Below are 20,136 nucleotides of genomic sequence, written 5' to 3'. Positions count from 1 at the left end.
GCATCATAGGATGCGCCGCCGCAGCCCAGGCAGTTTTGACCACGCTTATCCCCCCAGATACATCCGCTTAATTTCCGGGTTAGTCAGCATCTCCCGCGCCGCGCCTGACAAGGTGATCCGGCCATTCTCCAGGACATACGCCCGATCGGCGATAGCCAGCGCTGCCGTCGCATTCTGCTCCACCAGCAGCACCGTCATATTCTCTTCGCGCAGTTGCTTAATGATGCCGAACAGCTCGCCGACAATTTTCGGCGCCAGTCCGAGGCTCGGTTCATCCAGCATCAATAACACCGGTTCGCTCATCAGCGCCCGGGCGATGGCCAGCATCTGCTGCTCGCCGCCGCTCATGGTGCCCGCCATCTGATGGCGCCGCTCCTTGAGCCGTGGAAAGAGGGCATACATGCGATCGCGCAGGCGGGTGTAGCCGGCGAGATTATTGTAAGCGCCCATGCGCAGGTTCTCTTCGATGGTCAGGTTGGTAAAGACCCGGCGTCCCTCCGGCACCAGCGCCAGCCCGCGGCGCACAATCTGGTGGGTCTGGCTACGTGAGATATCGTCGTTGAGGAAGCTGACGCGCCCACTGGAGCGCACCAGGTTGACGATCCCGTTCAGGGTGGAGGTTTTACCGGCGCCATTGCTGCCGATCAGGGTGACGATTTCCCGGTCATAGACGTCGATATCAACGCCTTTCAGCCCCTGGATCACGCCGTAAAAGACCTTAAGTTCCCGGGCGTTAAGCATAATTGGCTTCTCCCAGATAAGCGGAAATGACGTCAGGATGCTGGATCGCCTCGGCCATCAGGCCGCTGAACAGCGGCTTACCGTACTCCAGGACCATCACCCGCTCGCACAGGCGGTTGACGAAGGGCATATCGTGCTCAATCAGCAGGACGCTGAGCTGATAGTCATGGCGCATGCGGAAGATAAGTTCTGCCAGATCCTCGGTCTCCTTCGGGTTCATCCCGGCGGCCGGCTCATCGAGCAGCAGCAGCTTCGGCGCGGTGGCCAGCGCGCGGGCGATCTCCACTTTGCGCTGGTTGCCATAGCTCAGGTTTGTGGCCTGCATATGGGCGAAGTGGGCGATGCCGATGTCCTCCAGAATGGCCATGGCTTTGGCTTTCGCCGCCCGCTCGGCCGGAAAGTAGCGGCCAATATGCAGCGCCGCCTCCAGCAGCGAGTAGCGGCTGGCGCGGTCGAGTCCGACCATCACGTTCTCCAGCACCGTCATGGAGTTAAACAGACGGATATTCTGGAAGGTACGGGCGATCCCGGCGTTCACCACCTGGTTGGGCTTCAGCCCCTTCAGCGACGTACCCGCCAGGGTGACGTTGCCGCTGGTGGGTTTATAGTTGGCGGTGATGACGTTAAACAAAGTGGTTTTGCCCGCGCCGTTGGGGCCGATAAGACCAAAGATCTCCGCTTCATCAACATGGAAGCTGACGTTGTCGATGGCCCGCAGGCCGCCAAACTGCATGGTGACGTCCTGCACCTGCAGGATAACGTTATTTTCCGCCATAGCTGCTGTTCCTTCTTCCCATCTGCCAAATCTCTTTTTTCCCCAACAGCCCTTCGCGGGCGAAGAGCATGATGATCAGCAACAGCAGCGAGAAGACCACCATTCGCAGGCCCGGATACGCGCCGAGATCGTGACCGAAGAACTGCAGCGGCTGGTCGAGGAAGCGCAGCCATTCGCCGCTGCCGACCACCAGTACGGTGCCGAGCAGGGCGCCGGTAGTGCTGCCGAGTCCGCCGAGGACGATAATAATCAGCAGCTGGAAGGTGAGCATAAAGTCGAACAGCCCCGGGGAAATGGTGGTCAGCAGCGAAGCCAGCAGACCGCCGCCGATCCCTTCGAAGAAGGCGCTGGTGGCGAAGGCGCAGGTTTTGATGCGGAAGGTGTTGACCCCCATGGCGATCGCCGCATCTTCATCGTCGCGAATGGCTTTCATCATCCGGCCATACTTCGACCACACCAGCTGGAGGATCATGCCAGTGGCCAGCAGGGCGAACAGCCCGCACCAGAACAGGAGATGCGGCTGCTGCGGAATATCGTTCAGCCCGATGGCGCCGTTGGTGATTTGCGGGTTGTTAATGGCGAGGATCTTGATGATAAACCCAAAGCCGAGGGTGACGATGGCCAGGTAGTCGCCACGTACCCGGAAGACCGGTACGGCGAGGCACACCGCCAGCGCCGCCGCGCACAGGCCGCTTATCAGCAGGGCAGGGAGGAAGCCCGCGTGCAGGCTGAGGATCCACGGGCTGGGGGCGGCCATTTCAAACATGTCTACCTTGCTGTCGCTGGAGAGGATCAGCAGGGCGGTCACGTAGGCGCCCACTGCCACGAAGCCGTTCGGCTCCAGCGACAGCTGGCCGGTCACGCCGTTGATCAGGTTGTAGCTGACCGCGAGGATCATAAAGATGAAAATGGTACTGATGACGCGAACAATGTAGTCATTGAAAACCACGTTGATTCCGGCCAGCAGCGCGATACAGATGACAATAATGGCCAGGTTGCGCAGTTGCGCCCCGGCGGTCGTCGTCGCGTTGAGCATCAGAAACGGCTCCTTTCCAGACGTTCGTCGCCCATAATGCCGACCGGGCGGAACAAGAGGACCAGAATCAAGAACAGGAAGGCGAAAGCGTCTTTATAGCCGCCCAGTTCGGGGAAGATCGCCACGGCGACCACCTCGGTAAAACCGAGGATAAAGCCGCCCAGCACCGCGCCGGTGACGCTGCCGATCCCACCCAGCACGGCGGCGGCAAAGGCCTTCAGGCCGATAAGCACGCCCATCAGGGGATCGATAGTGGGGTAGCTGATGGAGTAGAACACGCCGCCGAGCGCCGCGAGACTACTGCCGAGGGCGAAGACCAGGGAGATGATCCGGTTGGCGTCAATGCCCATCAGGCGCACGGTGTTGACGTCAAAGGCCACCGCGCGGATCGCCATCCCATAGCGGGTGCGGTACAGCAGCCAGAGGATCGCCAGCAGCAGCAGGACGGTGATCAGCGGCACAATCCACGCCACGTTGGTAATGATGACGCTGCCGAAGGCGCGGGTCTGGTTGAAAAAGTCAGGGGCGGAGAAGAAGCGTGAGCTGCCGCCGAACAGCACGTTAAACAGGTTTTCGAGGAAGAAGCTGACGCCGATGGCGGTGATCAGCATGGAGATTTTCGAGGCCTGGCGCAGCGGACGATAGGCGACCCGGTCAATCAGCATACCAAACAGACCGCACAGCCCGAGGGTCAGGAAAACGGCTACCCCGAAGGGTAGCCCAACTGAAGAAAATAAAAACAGCGTACTAAACGCGCCGACCATCATGACGTCCGCATGGGCGAAGTTGATCAGCCGTAGCACGCCATAAACCATCGTATAACCGATGGCAATCAGGGCGTACATGCCCCCAAGACTCATTCCATTGACCACTTGCTGGAGAAAAATGGCGCCGTCCATTTTGTAGCCTCGTCACAACTTAAGGGTTAACCACGGTACGAAACGCCAGCTTGCCATCTTTCACTTCGTTGATGACCGCGCTGCGAATGGCATCGCCGTTCTGTAACGTCAGCGTGCCGGTCACGCCCTGGAAACCTTTGGTGGCGCGGATTTTTTCATTCACGCAGACCCGATCATGGGGATCGCTGCACTGGTTCATGGCGTTGACGATGACGTTATAGGCATCCGCCGCCATTGCGCCCCAGGTATGGGTCGGCTGCTGGTATTTGGTTTCCCAGGCTTTGATGAAGGTTTCCCCGGCCGGGGTCTGCTCTTTGGCGTTCGGCGAGTAATAATCGGTGGTCATATAGCCGTTGACCGCGTCTTTACCGACATCGAAGAAGACCTGATCCGCGGCCAGACCGTCGCCGCCTACCACCGGTTTGTTGAGCCCCAGTTGTTTAGACTGCACGGCAATCAGCGCCCCTTCGGTGTAGTAGATCGGCATGTAAATCATGTCGACATTCTTCGCCTTGACGCTCGCCAGCTGGGCTTTAAAGTCCTTGCTGCCGCCCGGGGCCTGTACCTCGATGGGAATGGTGCCGCCGTTTTTCAGGAACTGGGTGCGGAACGCTTTCGCCAGGCCGACGGAGTAGTCGTTGCTGCTGTCAAACACGATGGCGGCGGTTTTGGCTTTCAGATCGCGGGAGGCCAGATTGGCCCCGACCACCCCCTGGAAGCTGTCCGAGAAGCAGACCCGGCTGACGTACGGATGGTTACGGGTGACGCGGTCGTTGGTGGCGGTGGAGGAGACCAGCGGCGTTTTGCTGTCGTCGGCGATTTTGGTCATCGCCAGGGTGTTGGAGGAGGTGACTTCACCGATCACGGCATCCACTTTATCGCTGGAGACCAGCCGCTGCATGGCGTTGGCCGCTTCGACTTTGTCGCTTTTATCATCGATAACGATAAGCTTAATGGTATCGCCATTTTTTAACGTCGGGGTGATGGCTTGAATAATGTCCAGCCCTTTCTGCGACGGCTGGCCGTAGCCGCTGAGGGCGCCGCTCAGGGGTAATACCACCCCGATTTTAATTTCCGCTGCCTGCGCGCTGCTGGCGCCGACCAGCGCGGCAACCAGCGTGGCCATTAAAGACGCTTTCCCGGAAAACGATTTCATTGGTATTTCTCCGTCGGTCGATTATTTATCTTTAACCATCAATGACTGCATAACATTGACGAATAATTCGCCAGCGTGTCCGGCGAATTATTGGCTGTTATGTTGAATAGATAACGAGATATATACCCTAAATAATTCGCGTCGCATGAAGGCGGCAAGTGAGCGAGTCCCCAGGCGCTTACAGAAGTCAGTGACTGGGGGGAGAAAACGCCGCCAACGCACATGCAACTTGAAATATGACGGATATTGTTAATGCGCTGATTTACCTTACAACGTCCGTTTCGTTTTTACTCATGCAATATTCTTATTACCTGCAGGGAAGGGCATAGGGCTGGCGACAACACGGTTTTTGGTACGGTGAACGCATTTTATCGGCGGGCGGCTGACGCCTTACCCAGTCTGGGAAATAGGCCATATAAACCGGTTGAACGGTTTGCGCAGGCCCGCGCAAGCGAAGCGTCGCCGGGCAATTTCAGCGCGCACCCGAATATAATATTCAGGTGCGCCAGGTCATATTGAAAATCTATTCTGCTGCTCACGTGACTTATTATTTTAAAGGGGTCAACGGTTTTATTTTCCCATGCAGCGCTGGATTATCACTTTCATCTTTTAACTGCACGCCGGTGACGCGGCGTAAAAAAGCCTGCTCCAGCAGCCAGGCCAGTTTAAAGGCGGCGGCGTCATGGCTTAATCCCTCCGGACGAATATTGGAGATACAGTTGCGCTCAGATTCCAGACGCTGACGATGGGGCTGCCAGGTAAGGTAGACGCCGAGGCTGTCCGGCGAGGAGAGACCCGGTCGTTCGCCAATCAGGATCGCCACCGCGCGGGCTTTCAGGGTTTCGCCAATATCATCCCCCAGCGCCACCCGCGACTGATGCGCCAGCACTACCGGCGCCAGGCCGATACCCAGCGTCTGCAGATAGGGCAGCAGGGCGCGGATCAATGGCACCGCCTGGCGCTCTACCGCCCAGGAAGAGAGGCCATCGCCGATCACCAGCAGCAGATCGGCGGGGCGGACGCCGCTGGCGGCGAGGTCGGCGCGGCTTTCGTCGGCGAGCTGCCGCCCGAGATCCGGACGCCGCAGATAGGTGTGACGGTCCGGCGCGGCGCTGTGCACCGTCAGGGCGTCGAGGCCGAGCGCCGCCAGCGGCGCCACCAGCTGCTGGCTGGCGAACGGCTGATGAATGGCATCCCGCGCTCTGGCGTGGGCCAGACCAAAGTTGAGGACTTCGCGGGTCGGCAGGCTGGCGCCGCTGCGCCCCAGGGCGATCCGCGCATCGGTAAATTCACGCAGCGGGTTCCAGGCATCGGGACGGTTCATACGGGGGCTCCTTGCGGCAGGACGGACAACAGCGGATGGCGGGCGTCGGTGAGCCGCAGCGCGCCGTGCGGATCGATAATCTGCATCTTCGCCAGCCAGTCGGCGAACTCCGGGGCATGCTTTAAGCCCAGCAGGCGACGGGCGTACAGCGCGTCATGGAACGAGGTGCTCTGGTAATTGAGCATGATATCGTCCGCTCCAGGCACGCCGATCAGGAAGGTGAGCCCGGCGGTGCACAGCAAGGTGAGCAGGGTGTCCATATCATCCTGATCCGCTTCCGCGTGGTTGGTATAGCAGACGTCGCAGCCGATCGGCAGGCCCATCAGCTTGCCGCAGAAATGATCCTCCAGCCCGGCGCGAATAATCTGCTTGCCGTCGTAGAGATACTCCGGACCGATAAAGCCGACCACGGTATTGACCAGTAGCGGTTCAAAGTGGCGGGCGACCGCGTAGGCCCGCGCCTCACAGGTCTGCTGGTCGACGCCGTGGTGGGCGTTGGCCGACAGGCAGCTTCCCTGGCCGGTCTCAAAATACATCACATTGTTGCCGAGGGTACCGCGCCTGAGGCTGAGGGCCGCCTCGCGGGCCTCCTGCAGCATGGCAAGATTGATGCCGAAGCCGCTGTTGGCCGCTTCGGTTCCGGCTACCGACTGAAACACCAGATCCACCGGTGCGCCGCGCTCAATCAGCTGCAGCGTATTGGTGACATGGGTCAGAATGCAGGACTGGGTGGGAATGGCGAAGCGCTGAATAATATCGTCCAGCATGACGTTCAGCTGCGCCAGCACCGGTAAGCTGTCGCTGGCCGGGTTGATGCCAATCACCGCGTCCCCGGCGCCGTACAGCAGCCCGTCGAGCATACTGGCGGCGATGCCTTTCAGATCGTCGGTGGGATGGTTGGGCTGCAGGCGCACGCTGAGGTGGCCGGGCAGGCCGATGGTGTTGCGAAAGCGCGTCACCACCTGGCATTTGCTGGCGGCAAGGATCAGATCCTGATTGCGCATCAGCTTACTGACCGCCGCCGCCATCTCCGGGGTGATGGCGCGGGCGACCCGCTGCAGCGTGGCGGTATCGGTGGCATCATCCAGCAGCCAGTCGCGAAAATCGCCGACCGTCAGGTGACGCAGGGCGGCAAAGCCCTGCGCATCATGGGTGTCGAGGATCAGGCGGGTCACTTCATCCTGCTCGTAAGGGATAAGCGGGTTGTCGAGAATGTCGGTCAGCGGCACCTCGGCGAGGGCCATTTTCGCCGCCATCCGCTCTTCGGCTGAGGTGGCGATAACCCCCGCGAGGGCGTCGCCGGAGCGGGCCGGCGACGCTTTTGCCATCAACGTTTTCAGACTATCAAAGCGCCATACCTGGCCCGATAGCGTGGTTTTATACATGCCGCCTCCTCAGGAGACCGTGCGCAGTTGAGGATCCACTGGCGCCCGTTCACGGGCTGCTGCGGTTTTGCGGAACCATAGGTAGCCGCCGAGCATCATCGCCGCGAAAATCAGCGCCAGCAGCAGGTTATACCAGACCATCGCTACCAGGCAGATCACCGCCATGCCGAGGGCAAAGGCCGGCGCCAGCGGGTAGAGCGGGGCGCGGAACGGACGGATCAGCTTCGGCTCGCTACGGCGCAGTTTGAACAGCGCCGCCATGGAAGTGATATACATAACAATAGCCCCAAATACCGACATGGTGACGATACAGGCGGTCAGCGGCATGCCGCTGATGGTGATCAGCGAGTCGGAGAAGATCGCGGCGATACCGACCACGCCGCCGGCGAGGATCGCCAGATGCGGGGTACGGGTGCGGCGGTTGAGGGTCGCCAGCCCGGCGGGCAGATAGCCGGCGCGGGCGAGGGAGTAGATCTGCCGCGAATAGCCCATAATGATCCCGTGGAAGGAGGCGACGAGGCCAAACAGCCCCAGCCACACCAGCATATGCAGCCAGCCGCTGCCATTGCCCACGACCGTCTTCATCGCCTGGGGCAGCGGATCGTTAATATTGGAGAGCGCGCGCCAGTCGCCGACGCCGCCGGCGAAGACCATCACGCCGATCGCCAGCACCGTCAGCGTCAGAATGCCGCCGCCCAGGGCGCGCGGAATGGTGCGCTGCGGATCTTTGGCCTCTTCGGCCGCCATGGAGGCCCCCTCAATGGCGAGGAAGAACCAGATAGCGAACGGAATGGCGGCGAACATCCCCGGCAGCGCCAGGCCGCTGAAGCTTTCCGCGCCCGCCCAGCCGTTAGTGGTGAAGTGGCTCCAGGAGAAGCCGGGCGCGACCACGCCCATGAACACCAGCAACTCGAAGATGGCCAGCAGGGTGACGATCAGCTCGAAGGTGGCGGCAATGCCGACGCCGAGAATATTGAGCGTCATAAAGATCACGTAAGCGCCGCAGGCGACCCATTTCGGATCCAGCGCCGGAAACTGCACGTTGAGGTAGGCGCCGATGGCCATGGCGATGGCCGGCGGGGCGAAGACGAATTCAATCAGGGTGGCAAAACCAGCGATAAAGCCGCCGGTGGGCCCGAAGGCGCGGTAGGCGTAGGCGAAAGGGCCGCCAGCGTGCGGGATGGCGGTGGTCAGCTCGGTAAAGCTGAAAATAAAGGCGCAGTACATCGCGGCGACCGCCAGGGCGACGACCATAAACCCCATCGTGCCCGCCTGTGACCAGCCGTAGCTCCAGCCGAAGTACTCCCCGGAAATCACCAGTCCGACGGCGATCCCCCATAAACGAAAACTGCCGAGCGTTCTTTTTAAGGTGGTGGTTTGCTCTGTCATACGTGTTGCCTCGCCAGATAGAAAGGTTCTGAACGACAGGCTGCAAAGAGAGTGCCAGAACGTTGTCTGTCGCGAGGAGGCGTCAGTCCGTGGCGCGCCAGCCGGCGCTGCGCAAAAATGGGGCAGGCTGCACGCTGTCGGCGCGTGCCCTGGTGCAGCGGTTTTGCTTTTTCCGCGGCGTCACGGTATAACTCTTCTTCTTTTGGATGTTTAGATGTCTATACGTTTATACGCATCATGACCCGGGCAAGCGGGCTGGCGTGAGAAAATAAAATGCAAAGCACAACACAACAACAAGGTGGGCAACTGAAGCGCACCATGAAAACGCGCCATCTGATCATGCTGTCGCTCGGCGGCGTGATTGGCACCGGCTTATTCTTTAATACCGGCTATATCATTTCTACCACCGGCGCGGCTGGGACGCTGCTGGCGTACCTGATTGGCGCCCTGGTGGTTTGGCTGGTGATGCAGTGTCTCGGTGAACTGTCGGTGGCGATGCCGGAGACCGGCGCCTTCCACGTGTACGCGGCGCGCTATCTTGGCCCGGCGACGGGCTATACCGTGGCGTGGCTCTACTGGCTGACGTGGACGGTGGCGCTGGGGTCGAGCTTCACCGCGGCGGGCTTCTGCATGCAGTACTGGTTCCCGCAGGTGCCGGTCTGGATCTGGTGCGTGGTATTCTGCGCAGTGATCTTCGGCCTTAATATCATTTCTACGCGCTTCTTCGCCGAAGGCGAGTTCTGGTTCTCACTGGTGAAAGTGATCACCATCATCGCGTTTATTATTCTCGGCGGCGCGGCCATTTTCGGCTTCATTCCGATGCAGGATGGCTCCCCGGCGCCGGGCCTGCATAATATCACCGCCGAAGGCTGGTTCCCGCACGGCGGCCTGCCGATCCTGATGACCATGGTGGCGGTGAACTTCGCCTTCTCCGGAACGGAGCTTATCGGCATTGCCGCCGGAGAGACGGAAAACCCGCACAAGGTCATTCCGGTCGCCATCCGCACCACCATCGCCCGGCTGATTATTTTCTTTATCGGCACCGTGTTTGTGCTGGCGGCGCTGATCCCAATGCAGCAGGCGGGGGTGGAGAAAAGCCCCTTCGTGCTGGTGTTTGAAAAGGTGGGCATCCCTTACGCGGCGGACATTTTCAACTTCGTGATCCTGACGGCGATCCTGTCGGCGGCTAACTCCGGCCTGTACGCTTCCGGACGGATGCTGTGGTCGCTGTCGAACGAGAAGACGCTGCCGGCCTGCTTTGCCACAGTCAATAAACGGGGCGTGCCGGTGACCGCGCTGTCGGTGAGTATGCTGGGTGGCGTGCTGGCGTTGTTCTCCAGCGTGGTGGCGCCCGATACGGTGTTTGTGGCGCTGTCGGCGATCTCCGGCTTTGCGGTGGTGGCGGTGTGGTTGAGCATCTGCGCCTCACACTTTATGTTCCGCCGCCGCCATCTGCAGCAGGGTAAGGCCCTGGGCGATCTGCAGTATCGCGCTCCCTGGTATCCGGTGGTGCCCGTTCTGGGCTTTGTGCTGTGCCTGGTGGCCTGCGTGGGCCTCGCCTTTGACCCGAGCCAGAGAATTGCGCTGTGGTGCGGGATCCCCTTTGTGGCCCTGTGCTATGGTGCCTGGTATCTCACTCGTTCACGGAATATGACTCAGGAGTCCCAACATGTCGCAGACTAATCCGTTCACTGCCCTTCTGGCCGCCCAGCCTTATGTCCTGCTGGACGGCGCTATGGCCACCGAGCTGGAGGCGCGCGGTTGCGATCTGGCCGACAGCCTGTGGTCGGCGAAAGTGCTGCTGGAGAACCCGCAGCTGATCCGCGATGTGCATCTCGACTACTTTCGCGCCGGCGCGCAGGTGGCGATCACCGCCAGCTATCAGGCCACTCCCGCCGGCTTTGCCGCACGCGGGCTGGATGATGCGCAGTCCCGGGCGCTGATCGGCAAAAGCGTCGAACTGGCGCGCAAAGCGCGCGAGGCGTACCTCGCCGAGAACCCGCAGGCTGGCACGCTGCTGGTGGCCGGTTCGGTAGGGCCGTATGGCGCGTTTCTCGCCGACGGCTCGGAGTATCGCGGTGATTATCAGCGCAGCGCGGCAGAGTTCCAGGATTTCCACCGCCCGCGCGTCGAAGCCCTTCTGGATGCGGGCGCCGACCTGCTGGCCTGTGAAACCCTGCCGTCCTTCGCTGAGATCCAGGCGCTGACGGCCCTGCTGCAAGACTATCCCCGCGCCCGCGCCTGGTACTCTTTCACGCTGCGCGACGCCGAACATCTCAGCGATGGCACGCCGCTGCGCGAGGTGATGACTGCCCTGGCGAATAACCCGCAGGTGGTGGCGGTGGGCATCAACTGTATCGCCCTGGAAAATACGCCCGCGGCGCTGGCGCATCTGCACAGCCTGACGGCCTTGCCGCTGGTGGTCTATCCTAACTCCGGCGAACATTATGATGCGGTGAGCAAGACCTGGCACCATCATGGCGAAGCCTGCGCCACCCTGGCGGATTATCTGCCGCAGTGGCTGGCGGCCGGGGCGAAGCTGATTGGCGGCTGCTGCCGCACCACGCCGAAGGATATCGCCGCGCTTAACGCGAAGCGCTGAGTTTTGTGCCGGGTGGCGCTGCGCTTACCCGGCCTACACATTGCGCGATCCGTCGCCGGCACGCGGCGCCAACCCACCGCACAAAACCAACTATCCTTTCCCGCTTTTGTTCTAAAAACGATTCGCTATTAGCCAGAATTTTTAATTACTTCATCTGCATCCTGATGCCGGAAATACTGCACCTATAACAACTCAGGGGAAGCAGACACTATGGCATTCACATCGCGAATTACTCTTCTGGCGGCGCTGGCCGTCGCCGCCTTCCAGGCGCAGGCGGTCAACGTGACCGTGGCGTATCAAACCTCCGCTGAGCCGGCGAAAGTCGCCCAGGCGGACAATACCTTCGCCAAAACCAGCGGCGCGACCGTCGACTGGCGGAAATTTGACAGCGGCGCCAGCGTGGTGCGCGCCCTGGCCTCCGGCGATGTGCAGATCGGCAATATCGGCTCCAGCCCGCTGGCGGTGGCCGCCAGTCAGCAGGTGCCGATCGAAGTGTTCCTGCTCGCCTCAAAGCTCGGCAACTCCGAAGCGCTGGTGGTGAAAAAGAGCATCACTAAACCGGAAGATCTGATCGGCAAGCGCATTGCCGTGCCGTTTATCTCCACCACCCACTACAGCCTGCTGTCGGCGCTCAAACACTGGGGCATCAAGCCGGGACAGGTGCAGATTATTAACCTGCAGCCGCCAGCGATTATCGCCGCCTGGCAGCGCGGGGATATCGATGGCGCTTACGTCTGGGCGCCAGCGGTTAACGAACTGGAAAAAGAGGGCAAGGTGCTGACCGATTCCGCGCAGGTTGGGGAGTGGGGCGCGCCAACCCTCGACGTCTGGGTGGTCCGTAAGGACTTCGCCGAGCAGCATCCGGAGATCGTCAAAGCCTTTGCTAAAAGCGCCATCGACGCCCAGCAGCCCTACATCGCCAACCCGGAAACATGGCTGAAACAGCCGGACAACATCAGCAAGCTGGCGCGCCTGAGCGGCGTGCCGGAAGCCGATGTTCCGGGGCTGGTGAAGGGGAACACCTATCTGACCGCCGCTGAGCAGGCGCAGGCATTGAACGGCCCGGTCAATCAGGCCATCGTCGATACCGCGCGCTTCCTGAAAGAGCAGGGCAAAGTGCCTGCGGCGGGAACCGATTATCGTCAGTACGTCACTGACCGTTTCGTGAAGTAAAGGAGGCGGCGATGCTGCAAATCTCGCATCTTTCCGCCGACTACGGCGGTAAACCGGCGCTGGCGGATATCAACCTGACGCTGGAGAGTGGGGAGCTGTTGGTGGTGCTGGGGCCCTCGGGCTGCGGTAAAACTACCCTGCTGAACCTGATTGCCGGATTCGTGCCCTATCAGCACGGCAGCATCACCCTCGAAGGTCAGCGGGTGACCGGGCCGGGCGCAGAGCGCGGCGTGGTCTTCCAGAATGAAGGCCTGCTGCCGTGGCGCAATGTGCAGGATAACGTGGCGCTGGGCCTCCAGCTGGCGGGCGTGGATAAAGCGCAGCGCCGGCAAGCGGCGGCGCAGATGCTGAAGAAGGTCGGCCTCGAAGGGGCGGAAAAGCGCTTTATCTGGCAGCTGTCCGGCGGTCAACGCCAGCGGGTGGGTATCGCCCGGGCGCTGGCGGCGAATCCGCAGCTGTTGCTGCTGGATGAGCCCTTCGGCGCGCTTGACGCCTTTACCCGCGAGCAGATGCAAACGCTGTTGTTGACGCTCTGGCATGAGACCGGCAAACAGGTGCTGCTGATCACCCATGACATTGAAGAAGCCATTTTCATGGCGACCGAGCTGGTGCTGCTGTCGCCGGGGCCGGGTCGGGTGGTGGAGCGGCTGCCGCTTGATTTCAGCCGTCGTTTTGTCGCGGGAGAACCCTGCCGCAGCATCAAATCCGACCCGCGCTTTATTGAACAGCGGGAATACATTCTGAGCCGGGTGTTTGACCAACGGGAGGCTTTCTCATGAGCGTGCTACTGAACGACAAACCGCGTCAGTCGACGCTGAAGTGGCGCTGGCCGCTCTCCCGTCAGCTCACCCTCAGCGTGGCGACCCTGGCGGTGCTGCTGGCCGTCTGGTGGGCGGTCGCGGCGCTGCAGCTGATTAGCCCGCTGTTTCTGCCGCCGCCGGGCCAGGTGCTGCAGAAGCTTATCACTATCGCCGGGCCGCAGGGTTTTATGGATGCGACGCTCTGGCAGCATCTGGCGGCGAGCCTGACGCGGATCGTCATCGCCCTGCTGGCGGCAGTGCTTATTGGCGTCCCAGTGGGGATCGCCATGGGGCTCAACCCGACGGTGCGTGGGATCCTCGATCCGCTGATCGAACTCTATCGTCCGGTGCCGCCGTTGGCCTACCTACCGCTGATGGTGATCTGGTTTGGCATCGGTGAAACCTCGAAGATCCTGCTGATCTACCTGGCGATTTTCGCCCCGGTAGCGATGTCGGCGCTGGCAGGGGTAAAAAGCGCGCAGCAGGTGCGCATTCGCGCCGCCCGTTCGCTGGGCGCCAGCCGGGCGCAGGTGCTGTGGCTGGTGATCCTCCCCGGCGCGCTGCCGGAGATCCTCACCGGGCTGCGCATTGGTCTCGGGGTGGGTTGGTCAACGCTGGTGGCCGCTGAGCTGATCGCCGCCACTCGCGGGTTAGGGTTTATGGTGCAGTCTGCTGGCGAGTTTCTCGCGACCGATGTGGTGCTGGCGGGGATCGCGGTGATTGCCATTATCGCCTTTTTACTGGAACTGGGTCTGCGCGCGCTGCAGCGGCGCCTGACGCCCTGGCATGGAGAAGTACAATGAGTGAACGTCTGAGCATTACCCCGCTGGGGCCGTATATTGGCGCGCAGGTGACCGGGGCGGATTTAACCCGTCCGCTGAGCGACAACCAGTTTGAACAGCTGTATCACGCGGTACTGCGTCATCAGGTGGTGTTCCTGCGCGAGCAGAATATCACCCCGGCGCAACAGCGCGACCTGGCGCTGCGGTTTGGCGACCTGCATATCCATCCGGTCTACCCTCACGCCCCTGGCGTGGAAGAGATTATCGTCCTCGATACCCACAACGATAATCCCCCGGACAATGACAACTGGCATACCGATGTCACCTTTATCGATACGCCGCCCGCTGGCGCCATTCTGGCGGCGAAAGAGCTGCCGACAACCGGCGGAGACACCCTGTGGACCAGCGGCATCGCCGCCTGGGAAGCGCTGTCAGAACCTTTCCGGCAGCTGCTGAGCGGCCTGCATGCCGAACACGATTTCCGCAAATCGTTCCAGGAGTATAAGTACAACAAGACCGAAGCCGAGCATCGGCGCTGGCAGGAAGCGGTGGCGAAGCATCCGCCGCTGCTGCATCCGGTAGTGCGTACCCACCCGGTGACCGGCAAGCAGGCGCTGTTCGTTAATGAAGGGTTTACCACGCGAATTGTCGAGGTAAGCGAGAAAGAGAGCGCGGCGCTGCTGAATTTCCTGTTTGCCCATGTGACTAAACCGGAGTTTCAGGTGCGCTGGCGCTGGCAGCCGAACGATGTCGCTATCTGGGATAACCGGGTGACCCAGCATTACGCCAACGCCGACTATCTGCCACAGCGGCGGATCATGCACCGGGCGACGATCCTCGGCGATAAGCCGTATTACCGGGCGGGGTAATGCTTGTAGCCGGTTAAGGCATCAGCCGCCCTTTTTCGGGCTACCGATCCGCCGGAAACGGTGAACCGTAGCCCGGCTAAGGCGCAACGCGCCGCAAGCCGGGAAAAGCGTTTATGCCGATTTTTGCGCACCCAGATGCGCGCCAATATAGCGCTGATAGCGATTGGCCTTCAGGTAGGTGAGATCCACCAGCACCAGACCATCCACGCAGTTATTGAAATCCGGGTCGCTGCCGAAATCGATAAACTGCACGCCGCCCGGCTCGCACACTTCCGAGTACTGCTTATACAGCGGTGGGATCGCGCAGCCGAGATTGCCGAGCAGGGACTTCAGCCGGGCCAGGTCGTCGTTGTAATCCTGCCCGCCAAACTGCGCCAGCACGTCGGGCAGCGATGCCGGATAAGGTCGACGCGACTCCGCCAGCGGATGCGTTGCCGGGAACCACAGCCGGTAGAACGCCACCAGCAGATCGCGGGCGGCGGGCGGCAACCCGCCAGAAATCGACACCGGACCAAACAGATAGCGATAGTGCGGATAGCGCGCCAGATAAGCGCCGATGCCGGACCACAGATAATCCAGCCCGCGACGCCCCCAGTAGCGCGGCTGGATAAAGCTGCGCCCCAGCTCAATGCCCTGCTGCAGGACATCGTCCATCCGCCCGTCGTAATGGAACAGGCTGTAACTGTAGATCCCTTCCAGGCCGCGCTTTGCCAGCTGGATGGCCGTCGGCATAAAGCGGTAAGCGCCGACGATTTCCAGATCGTCTTCATCCCACAGGATCAGATGCAGATAGTCATCGTCATACCCGTCGATATCCCGCCGTTTGCCGCTGCCTTCCCCGACCGCGCGGAAGGCGATTTCCCGCAGACGTCCCAGCTCGCGCAGCAGCGGCGCTTCCTCCTGGCCGTTGCGCTGCCAGAGGTAAATCATTTTGCCGTCGGCGGTACGGCCCAGGCATTCGGCCTTGTTCAGCTCACGTTTGAGCCGCGCCCGATCTTCCGGGCGGGCGATGGCGCTTGCGGTTTTGAACTGCCCCGGCAGCCCTTTGCGCAGCTGTTCAAGATGCTGATAGCAGCGGCCGGTAAGATCGCGAGCGCTGGACTGCGCATCGAACCAGTTCGACCAGGGGATCTGCTGGCCGATGCGCACCGGCAGGCTGCTGTTGCGCCGGCGAAACATCTGCTGCATCAGCAGGAGCAGCGGCAGGTTGTCTGATATCAGCGTGCTGGCATAAAACAGGGCGCTGTTGTGGGCGTTAATCCATGCAGGCAGCAGCGGGGCGCGATATTTTGCCGCCAGCTTAATAAAACCGGAGTGCCATTTTCTATCGCGGATACCGCGGCGGGTCAGACGGGAGACTTCCCCCGCCGGGAAGAAGATCAGCACCCCGCCGGCCTGCAGCTGGTGATCCATCTGCTGCAGCGCCGCTTTAGCGGTGCGGCCATGAATGTTATCCACCGGGATAAACAGCGAGCTCAGGGGCTCAAGGTGGGTGAGCATGCGGTTGGTGACCACTTTGACGTCGCGGCGCACGCGGGATACCGCATACAGGAGCGCCAGGCCGTCGAGGGTGCCGGTGGGGTGGTTGGCGATAATGACCAGCGGGCCATCTTCGGGGATTTGTTCGAGATCGTGCGCCGGGATGGCACAACGGATATTGAGGTATTCCAGTACCTGTTCGACCGTATCAAGCCCCTTCAGGTGGCGATGACGATCGGCAAATTGTTGAAACTCTTCCTCATGAAACAGCTTTTTTAACAGTTTCTTTTGCCAGGGGGCGGGCCTCGCCTGAGGCCACAGGTCATCGAGTACGTTGTCGAGACTAAACATAGTGGCTCCTCCTCCGTCCTGCCCAGACAGTAGAAGGTGGAGATGTCGTTCAGATTACAGTTGAGTGAAGTTTCGGTCGCAGCGGGGGAGGTTTCCCGGATAGCGGCTAACGCCTCATCCGGGCTACGGTTGGCGCCGATTTGTAGCCCCGGTAAGCGTCAGCGCCACCGGGGAGAGGCTATCGGCGTTCACCACAGATAAGATCAAAGCTATCGCCAGCCCAATTTGGGGGATATAGCCCGCGCTGGACATCGCGATGAAAGGTTGAAAATGGCCAATCGATCACTCGGGTGACCCAGCCATGCTTAAGTGGATTGATATGGATGTAATCAACATGTCGGCGGTAATCATCTTCATCGCGTATGGCATGCTCCCAGAAGCGCGGTTGCCAGAGGCGTTGCCGTTTTAACGTTCTGGTAAAACAGCCTTTGATATCTCTCCAGCGTGAAGAAAAATCGTCATCATGATGAGGTAGTGTCCAGATGCAATGGAGATGTTCAGGCAACACCACCCAGGCATCAATAGTAAAGGGTCGATGTTGTTTAACAACGGCGACAGAGTAGCGCAATAATTCTATGTTTTCAGTTAGGTGCATGCTTCTACGGTCTTTAAGATTAACGGTGAAGAACCAGGTTCCCCCCTTAATGTAATAACGTCGATAAGCCACCACAGGATCTCCTGGAATTCGGTATTTATGATGTGGTTTAACACGGTAGAAGGCGAAATCCGGTACGCCAAGGAGAAGGCGCAGAAGATGGAAAGCGGCGCGCAAAATTTTAGCTACAGATATTGGTTAGCGCCTGTCCCCGGATAGCGGCGCAAGCGCCTTATCCGGGCTACGGTGTGGTGGTCGCGATAAATGCAGCGCACCGGGGATGAGGTTTGGTAGCCCCGGTAAGCGAAGCGCCACCGGGGAGGGGCGGGTTTAACGGAGGATTTTTTTCTCGGCCAGATCGAGGGCGAAATAGCTGAAGATCAGGTCGGCGCCTGCACGTTTGATAGCGCCGAGGCTTTCCAGAACCACTTTCTCTTCATCGATAGCGCCCGCCTGGGCGGCGAATTTGATCATCGCGTACTCCCCGCTGACCTGATAGGCGCCGAGCGGCAGATCGCTGCGTTCACGGATATCGCGCAGAATATCCAGATAGGCGCCAGCCGGTTTCACCATCAGGCAGTCGGCGCCCTGGGCTTCATCGAGCAGGGACTCGCGAATGGCTTCCCGGCGGTTCATCGGGCTCATCTGATAGGTTTTACGATCGCCTTTCAGCGCGGTACCGGCCGCTTCGCGGAACGGGCCGTAGAAGGAAGAAGCGAACTTGGTGGAGTAGGACATAATCGCCGTATTAGTGAAACCGGCGGCATCCAGCGAGCGGCGAATCGCCTGTACCTGACCGTCCATCGCGGCGGAAGGGGCGATGAAGTCCGCCCCCGCGGCGGCGGCGACAACAGCCTGCTTGCCGAGGTTTTCCAGGGTCGCGTCGTTATCCACCCCGTGGTCGCACAGCACGCCACAGTGGCCGTGGGAGGTGTATTCGCAGAAGCAGGTATCGGACATGACGATCATCTCCGGCACCGTGGACTTGCAGATCCGCGACATACGCGCCACCAGACCATTTTCATTCCAGGTATCGCTGCCGGTGGCATCGGTGTGATGAGAAATGCCAAAGGTCATCACCGAGCGAATACCGGCGTTGGCGATGCGTTCGATTTCACGCGCCAGATATTTTTCCGGAATGCGCATCACGCCGGGCATGGCCTCGATCGCTTTGTAATCATCAATTTCTTCTTCAACAAAGATCGGCAACACCAGGTCGTTCAAACTCAGTGTTGTCTCTTCAAACAGGGCGCGCAGCGCAGCGGATTGACGCAGGCGGCGGGGGCGAGTGATTAAATCTGTCATGGTTTGCCTGATTTTGTGAAATGAAAGACGTTAGTGTAACTGAAATGGCATGGGGATGTTTCGCCAAAACGATCGTTATGTCGTGTCGGCGAAACCCCCACGAACTTACTGGCTGGCCGTCTGCATGTTGGGCTGCGCGCCGCTCAACTCGCTGACCAGGTCGTTGATGCCATCGCTCATATTGTTGAAGCGGGTTAACGGCGAGCGGGTCACCACCACAAAAGCGCCGACGTTAGCCTGCGGATTCATCGCCATATAGGTGATAAACCCACCGCCGCCGCCGGTTTTCTGAATAATCCCCGGATGGCCATTCTTCGGCTTCATATACACCCAGCCAAGTCCCAGCGCGTCGGCGCGGCCCGGCACGTCCATACCAATCACCCGGGTCAGCTGGTTACGCTGATAAATCAGCGTCTGCATCCGGTCGGCCTGCTGGCTGCGGGTATAGAAATCGGATGACAGGAACTGCTGCATCCAGCGCATCATATCGCCTGGTGTCGAGTAGACTCCGCCGCTACCGATCGCCGCCAGGGTATTGTTGCATGGGCTGGCGCCTTTTTCCGGGATCATCAGCCGCTGGCACTGATCCGGTGACGGGGTAAAGGTGGTGTCCTTCATCCCCAGTGGCCGGGTGATCTGCTCTTCGAACAGCTGCGGATAAGGTTTGCCGGCGGCGTTGGAGAGGGCGTCCGCCAGTAAATCGAAGGCCAGGTTGGAGTAGGCGGCCTGCGAGCCGGGCGCCGTCTTCAGGGTCGCGGTAGAGAGCCAGTTCCAGCGCTGCTGGCGGGTCGGCCAGACAAACACCGCGCGATGAGCGGCGCCGCCAGGCTGCTCGCGCGGCAGGGCGCTGGTATGGGTCGCGAGGTTCGCCAGCGTGATCGGCGTCCCCTGCCAGTCAGGCACCCGGGTGCCCGGCGGGGCGTATTTGCTTAGCGGATCGTTGAGTTTCACCACCCCCTGATCGAGCAGCTTCACCAGCATCTCGCTGGTCATCAGTTTGCTGAGGGAGGCGATACGGATCACCGAGTCGAGCTGCGGGTGCTGATTATTCCCCGGGCGGGTTTCGCCAAAGCTGCGAAAAACGCGCTGATTGCCATCGATAACCACCAGCGCCATACCGGTGGCGCCGCTGCCGTAGTAGATATGATTGGCGTAACGATCGACCACATCCGAGGCGAAAACCGGATCAACGGTGGGCTGTGCGGCCTGTACCGAGGTCCACGACGCCGCGCACAGCGCAGCAAAAATGAGCAAACTACGTTTCAACGGAGATCATCCATTAAATAAATAAAAGAGAAGAGGGTATTTATACTACGAAGTGGCGCAGAACAAAGTGGGATTCACGACATTCCTGCAGGAAAAAGGTAACGGTGCGTAAAAAAGACTTTTTTACTCTTTCAGATATCGGCTTTTTCCGCTGCCGCGTATGATGACCGTTTGGCTGAAAGTTCGTGGGAGAGAACAATGACGGCTCA

Annotated in this window: 20 protein-coding genes; 8 read left to right on the top strand and 12 right to left on the bottom strand. The window is 60.4% G+C overall.

Features of this window, described 5'->3' with window-relative positions:
- Positions 1–45: 45 nt before the first annotated feature.
- From CWM57_RS11380 to CWM57_RS11360, 5 genes are read right to left on the bottom strand one after another with little or no spacing between them, the layout of a single operon-like run.
- The gene (locus CWM57_RS11380; RefSeq protein WP_004204908.1) at positions 46–741 is read right to left on the bottom strand and encodes an ABC transporter ATP-binding protein; all 696 of its coding nucleotides are present in this window, start codon (positions 739–741) and stop codon (positions 46–48) included.
- The gene (locus CWM57_RS11375; protein WP_008805323.1) at positions 734–1,516 is read right to left on the bottom strand and encodes an ABC transporter ATP-binding protein; all 783 of its coding nucleotides are present in this window, start codon (positions 1,514–1,516) and stop codon (positions 734–736) included. Before CWM57_RS11375 ends, CWM57_RS11380 begins: the two co-directional genes overlap by 8 nt.
- Complete coding sequence (locus tag CWM57_RS11370; RefSeq protein ID WP_008805324.1) at positions 1,503–2,552, bottom strand: branched-chain amino acid ABC transporter permease; 1,050 nt, start codon at positions 2,550–2,552, stop codon at positions 1,503–1,505. The genes CWM57_RS11375 and CWM57_RS11370 overlap by 14 nt, the downstream gene beginning before the upstream one ends.
- Positions 2,552–3,451 (bottom strand): branched-chain amino acid ABC transporter permease, encoded by a 900-nt coding sequence (locus tag CWM57_RS11365; protein ID WP_002890128.1) that lies wholly within the window; start codon positions 3,449–3,451, stop codon positions 2,552–2,554. Before CWM57_RS11365 ends, CWM57_RS11370 begins: the two co-directional genes overlap by 1 nt.
- Positions 3,452–3,470: 19 nt before the next feature.
- Positions 3,471–4,577: an ABC transporter substrate-binding protein gene (locus tag CWM57_RS11360; RefSeq protein ID WP_162677948.1), complete on the bottom strand. Its 1,107-nt coding sequence runs from the start codon at positions 4,575–4,577 to the stop codon at positions 3,471–3,473.
- On the opposite strand from CWM57_RS11360, the gene CWM57_RS27645 reads away from it, so the two are divergent.
- A complete protein-coding gene (locus CWM57_RS27645) occupies positions 4,570–4,713 on the top strand; it encodes a hypothetical protein (RefSeq protein WP_165784183.1) in 144 nt (47 codons plus the stop codon). The two genes, CWM57_RS11360 and CWM57_RS27645, sit on opposite strands and share 8 nt — an antisense overlap.
- Positions 4,714–5,154: 441 nt before the next feature.
- On the opposite strand, the gene eutC is transcribed toward CWM57_RS27645, so the two are convergent.
- From eutC to eat, 3 genes are read right to left on the bottom strand one after another with little or no spacing between them, the layout of a single operon-like run.
- Positions 5,155–5,931 (bottom strand): ethanolamine ammonia-lyase subunit EutC, encoded by a 777-nt coding sequence (gene eutC, locus CWM57_RS11355; protein WP_064166043.1) that lies wholly within the window; start codon positions 5,929–5,931, stop codon positions 5,155–5,157.
- On the bottom strand, positions 5,928–7,316 hold the full coding sequence (locus tag CWM57_RS11350) for an ethanolamine ammonia-lyase subunit EutB (RefSeq protein WP_025713481.1): 1,389 nt from the start codon (positions 7,314–7,316) through the stop codon (positions 5,928–5,930). The genes eutC and CWM57_RS11350 overlap by 4 nt, the downstream gene beginning before the upstream one ends.
- A 9-nt stretch (positions 7,317–7,325) precedes the next feature.
- Positions 7,326–8,705 carry an ethanolamine permease gene (gene eat, locus CWM57_RS11345; protein WP_061155617.1) on the bottom strand — a complete coding sequence of 460 codons (1,380 nt, stop codon included), beginning with the start codon at positions 8,703–8,705 and terminating at the stop codon, positions 7,326–7,328.
- Between the two features lie 62 nt (positions 8,706–8,767).
- Between eat and CWM57_RS27640 the strand changes: the two genes are divergently transcribed.
- The 7 genes from CWM57_RS27640 to tauD all read left to right on the top strand — a co-directional run bounded on the left by CWM57_RS27640 (position 8,768) and on the right by tauD (position 14,931).
- A complete protein-coding gene (locus CWM57_RS27640) occupies positions 8,768–8,896 on the top strand; it encodes a hypothetical protein (protein WP_165784182.1) in 129 nt (42 codons plus the stop codon).
- A gap of 82 nt (positions 8,897–8,978) precedes the next feature.
- Complete coding sequence (mmuP, locus tag CWM57_RS11340) at positions 8,979–10,388, top strand: S-methylmethionine permease (RefSeq protein ID WP_100631414.1); 1,410 nt, start codon at positions 8,979–8,981, stop codon at positions 10,386–10,388.
- Complete coding sequence (gene mmuM, locus CWM57_RS11335) at positions 10,375–11,307, top strand: homocysteine S-methyltransferase (protein ID WP_100676216.1); 933 nt, start codon at positions 10,375–10,377, stop codon at positions 11,305–11,307. The genes mmuP and mmuM overlap by 14 nt, the downstream gene beginning before the upstream one ends.
- A gap of 210 nt (positions 11,308–11,517) precedes the next feature.
- The gene (gene tauA, locus CWM57_RS11330; protein WP_008805331.1) at positions 11,518–12,480 is read left to right on the top strand and encodes a taurine ABC transporter substrate-binding protein; all 963 of its coding nucleotides are present in this window, start codon (positions 11,518–11,520) and stop codon (positions 12,478–12,480) included.
- A gap of 11 nt (positions 12,481–12,491) precedes the next feature.
- Entirely contained in the window at positions 12,492–13,259 is a 768-nt protein-coding gene (tauB, locus tag CWM57_RS11325; protein ID WP_023288561.1) for a taurine ABC transporter ATP-binding subunit, read from the top strand.
- Entirely contained in the window at positions 13,256–14,083 is an 828-nt protein-coding gene (gene tauC / locus CWM57_RS11320) for a taurine ABC transporter permease TauC (RefSeq protein WP_074386773.1), read from the top strand. Before tauB ends, tauC begins: the two co-directional genes overlap by 4 nt.
- Positions 14,080–14,931 carry a taurine dioxygenase gene (gene tauD / locus CWM57_RS11315; RefSeq protein WP_004144604.1) on the top strand — a complete coding sequence of 284 codons (852 nt, stop codon included), beginning with the start codon at positions 14,080–14,082 and terminating at the stop codon, positions 14,929–14,931. The genes tauC and tauD overlap by 4 nt, the downstream gene beginning before the upstream one ends.
- 111 nt (positions 14,932–15,042) lie before the next feature.
- Here the strand turns inward: tauD and CWM57_RS11310 are convergent, their stop codons facing one another.
- From CWM57_RS11310 to ampH, 4 genes are all read right to left on the bottom strand, one after another.
- Positions 15,043–16,761 carry a lysophospholipid acyltransferase family protein gene (locus CWM57_RS11310; RefSeq protein ID WP_100676215.1) on the bottom strand — a complete coding sequence of 573 codons (1,719 nt, stop codon included), beginning with the start codon at positions 16,759–16,761 and terminating at the stop codon, positions 15,043–15,045.
- Between the two features lie 178 nt (positions 16,762–16,939).
- The gene (locus CWM57_RS11305; RefSeq protein WP_100631416.1) at positions 16,940–17,431 is read right to left on the bottom strand and encodes an REP-associated tyrosine transposase; all 492 of its coding nucleotides are present in this window, start codon (positions 17,429–17,431) and stop codon (positions 16,940–16,942) included.
- 255 nt (positions 17,432–17,686) lie between these two features.
- Positions 17,687–18,661, bottom strand: coding sequence for a porphobilinogen synthase (hemB, locus tag CWM57_RS11300; RefSeq protein WP_002890201.1), 975 nt, complete (start codon positions 18,659–18,661; stop codon positions 17,687–17,689).
- Positions 18,662–18,766: 105 nt separating this feature from the next.
- Positions 18,767–19,927 (bottom strand): D-alanyl-D-alanine-carboxypeptidase/endopeptidase AmpH, encoded by a 1,161-nt coding sequence (ampH, locus tag CWM57_RS11295; RefSeq protein ID WP_061155613.1) that lies wholly within the window; start codon positions 19,925–19,927, stop codon positions 18,767–18,769.
- Between the last annotated feature and the right edge of the window lie 209 nt (positions 19,928–20,136).

This window comes from Klebsiella sp. G-Nf4 (assembly GCF_002810615.1).
GTDB lineage: Bacteria > Pseudomonadota > Gammaproteobacteria > Enterobacterales > Enterobacteriaceae > Klebsiella > Klebsiella variicola.
The sequence above is the reverse complement of the archived record's forward strand: the minus strand, read 5'-3'. Positions and strand labels throughout refer to the sequence as shown.

Excerpts from the sequence above, each read along its gene's own strand:
- tauA (WP_008805331.1), top strand. The coding sequence starts at position 11,518 with ATGGCATTCACATCGCGAATTACTCTTCTGGCGGCGCTGGCCGTCGCC.
- hemB (WP_002890201.1), bottom strand. The coding sequence starts at position 18,661 with ATGACAGATTTAATCACTCGCCCCCGCCGCCTGCGTCAATCCGCTGCG.
- CWM57_RS11310 (WP_100676215.1), bottom strand. The coding sequence starts at position 16,761 with ATGTTTAGTCTCGACAACGTACTCGATGACCTGTGGCCTCAGGCGAGG.
- tauC (WP_074386773.1), top strand. The coding sequence starts at position 13,256 with ATGAGCGTGCTACTGAACGACAAACCGCGTCAGTCGACGCTGAAGTGG.
- CWM57_RS11380 (WP_004204908.1), bottom strand. The coding sequence starts at position 741 with ATGCTTAACGCCCGGGAACTTAAGGTCTTTTACGGCGTGATCCAGGGG.
- tauD (WP_004144604.1), top strand. The coding sequence starts at position 14,080 with ATGAGTGAACGTCTGAGCATTACCCCGCTGGGGCCGTATATTGGCGCG.
- CWM57_RS11375 (WP_008805323.1), bottom strand. The coding sequence starts at position 1,516 with ATGGCGGAAAATAACGTTATCCTGCAGGTGCAGGACGTCACCATGCAG.
- CWM57_RS11365 (WP_002890128.1), bottom strand. The coding sequence starts at position 3,451 with ATGGACGGCGCCATTTTTCTCCAGCAAGTGGTCAATGGAATGAGTCTT.
- tauB (WP_023288561.1), top strand. The coding sequence starts at position 12,492 with ATGCTGCAAATCTCGCATCTTTCCGCCGACTACGGCGGTAAACCGGCG.
- CWM57_RS11360 (WP_162677948.1), bottom strand. The coding sequence starts at position 4,577 with ATGGCCACGCTGGTTGCCGCGCTGGTCGGCGCCAGCAGCGCGCAGGCA.
- mmuM (WP_100676216.1), top strand. The coding sequence starts at position 10,375 with ATGTCGCAGACTAATCCGTTCACTGCCCTTCTGGCCGCCCAGCCTTAT.
- CWM57_RS11350 (WP_025713481.1), bottom strand. The coding sequence starts at position 7,316 with ATGTATAAAACCACGCTATCGGGCCAGGTATGGCGCTTTGATAGTCTG.
- CWM57_RS11370 (WP_008805324.1), bottom strand. The coding sequence starts at position 2,552 with ATGCTCAACGCGACGACGACCGCCGGGGCGCAACTGCGCAACCTGGCC.
- eat (WP_061155617.1), bottom strand. The coding sequence starts at position 8,705 with ATGACAGAGCAAACCACCACCTTAAAAAGAACGCTCGGCAGTTTTCGT.
- mmuP (WP_100631414.1), top strand. The coding sequence starts at position 8,979 with ATGCAAAGCACAACACAACAACAAGGTGGGCAACTGAAGCGCACCATG.
- eutC (WP_064166043.1), bottom strand. The coding sequence starts at position 5,931 with ATGAACCGTCCCGATGCCTGGAACCCGCTGCGTGAATTTACCGATGCG.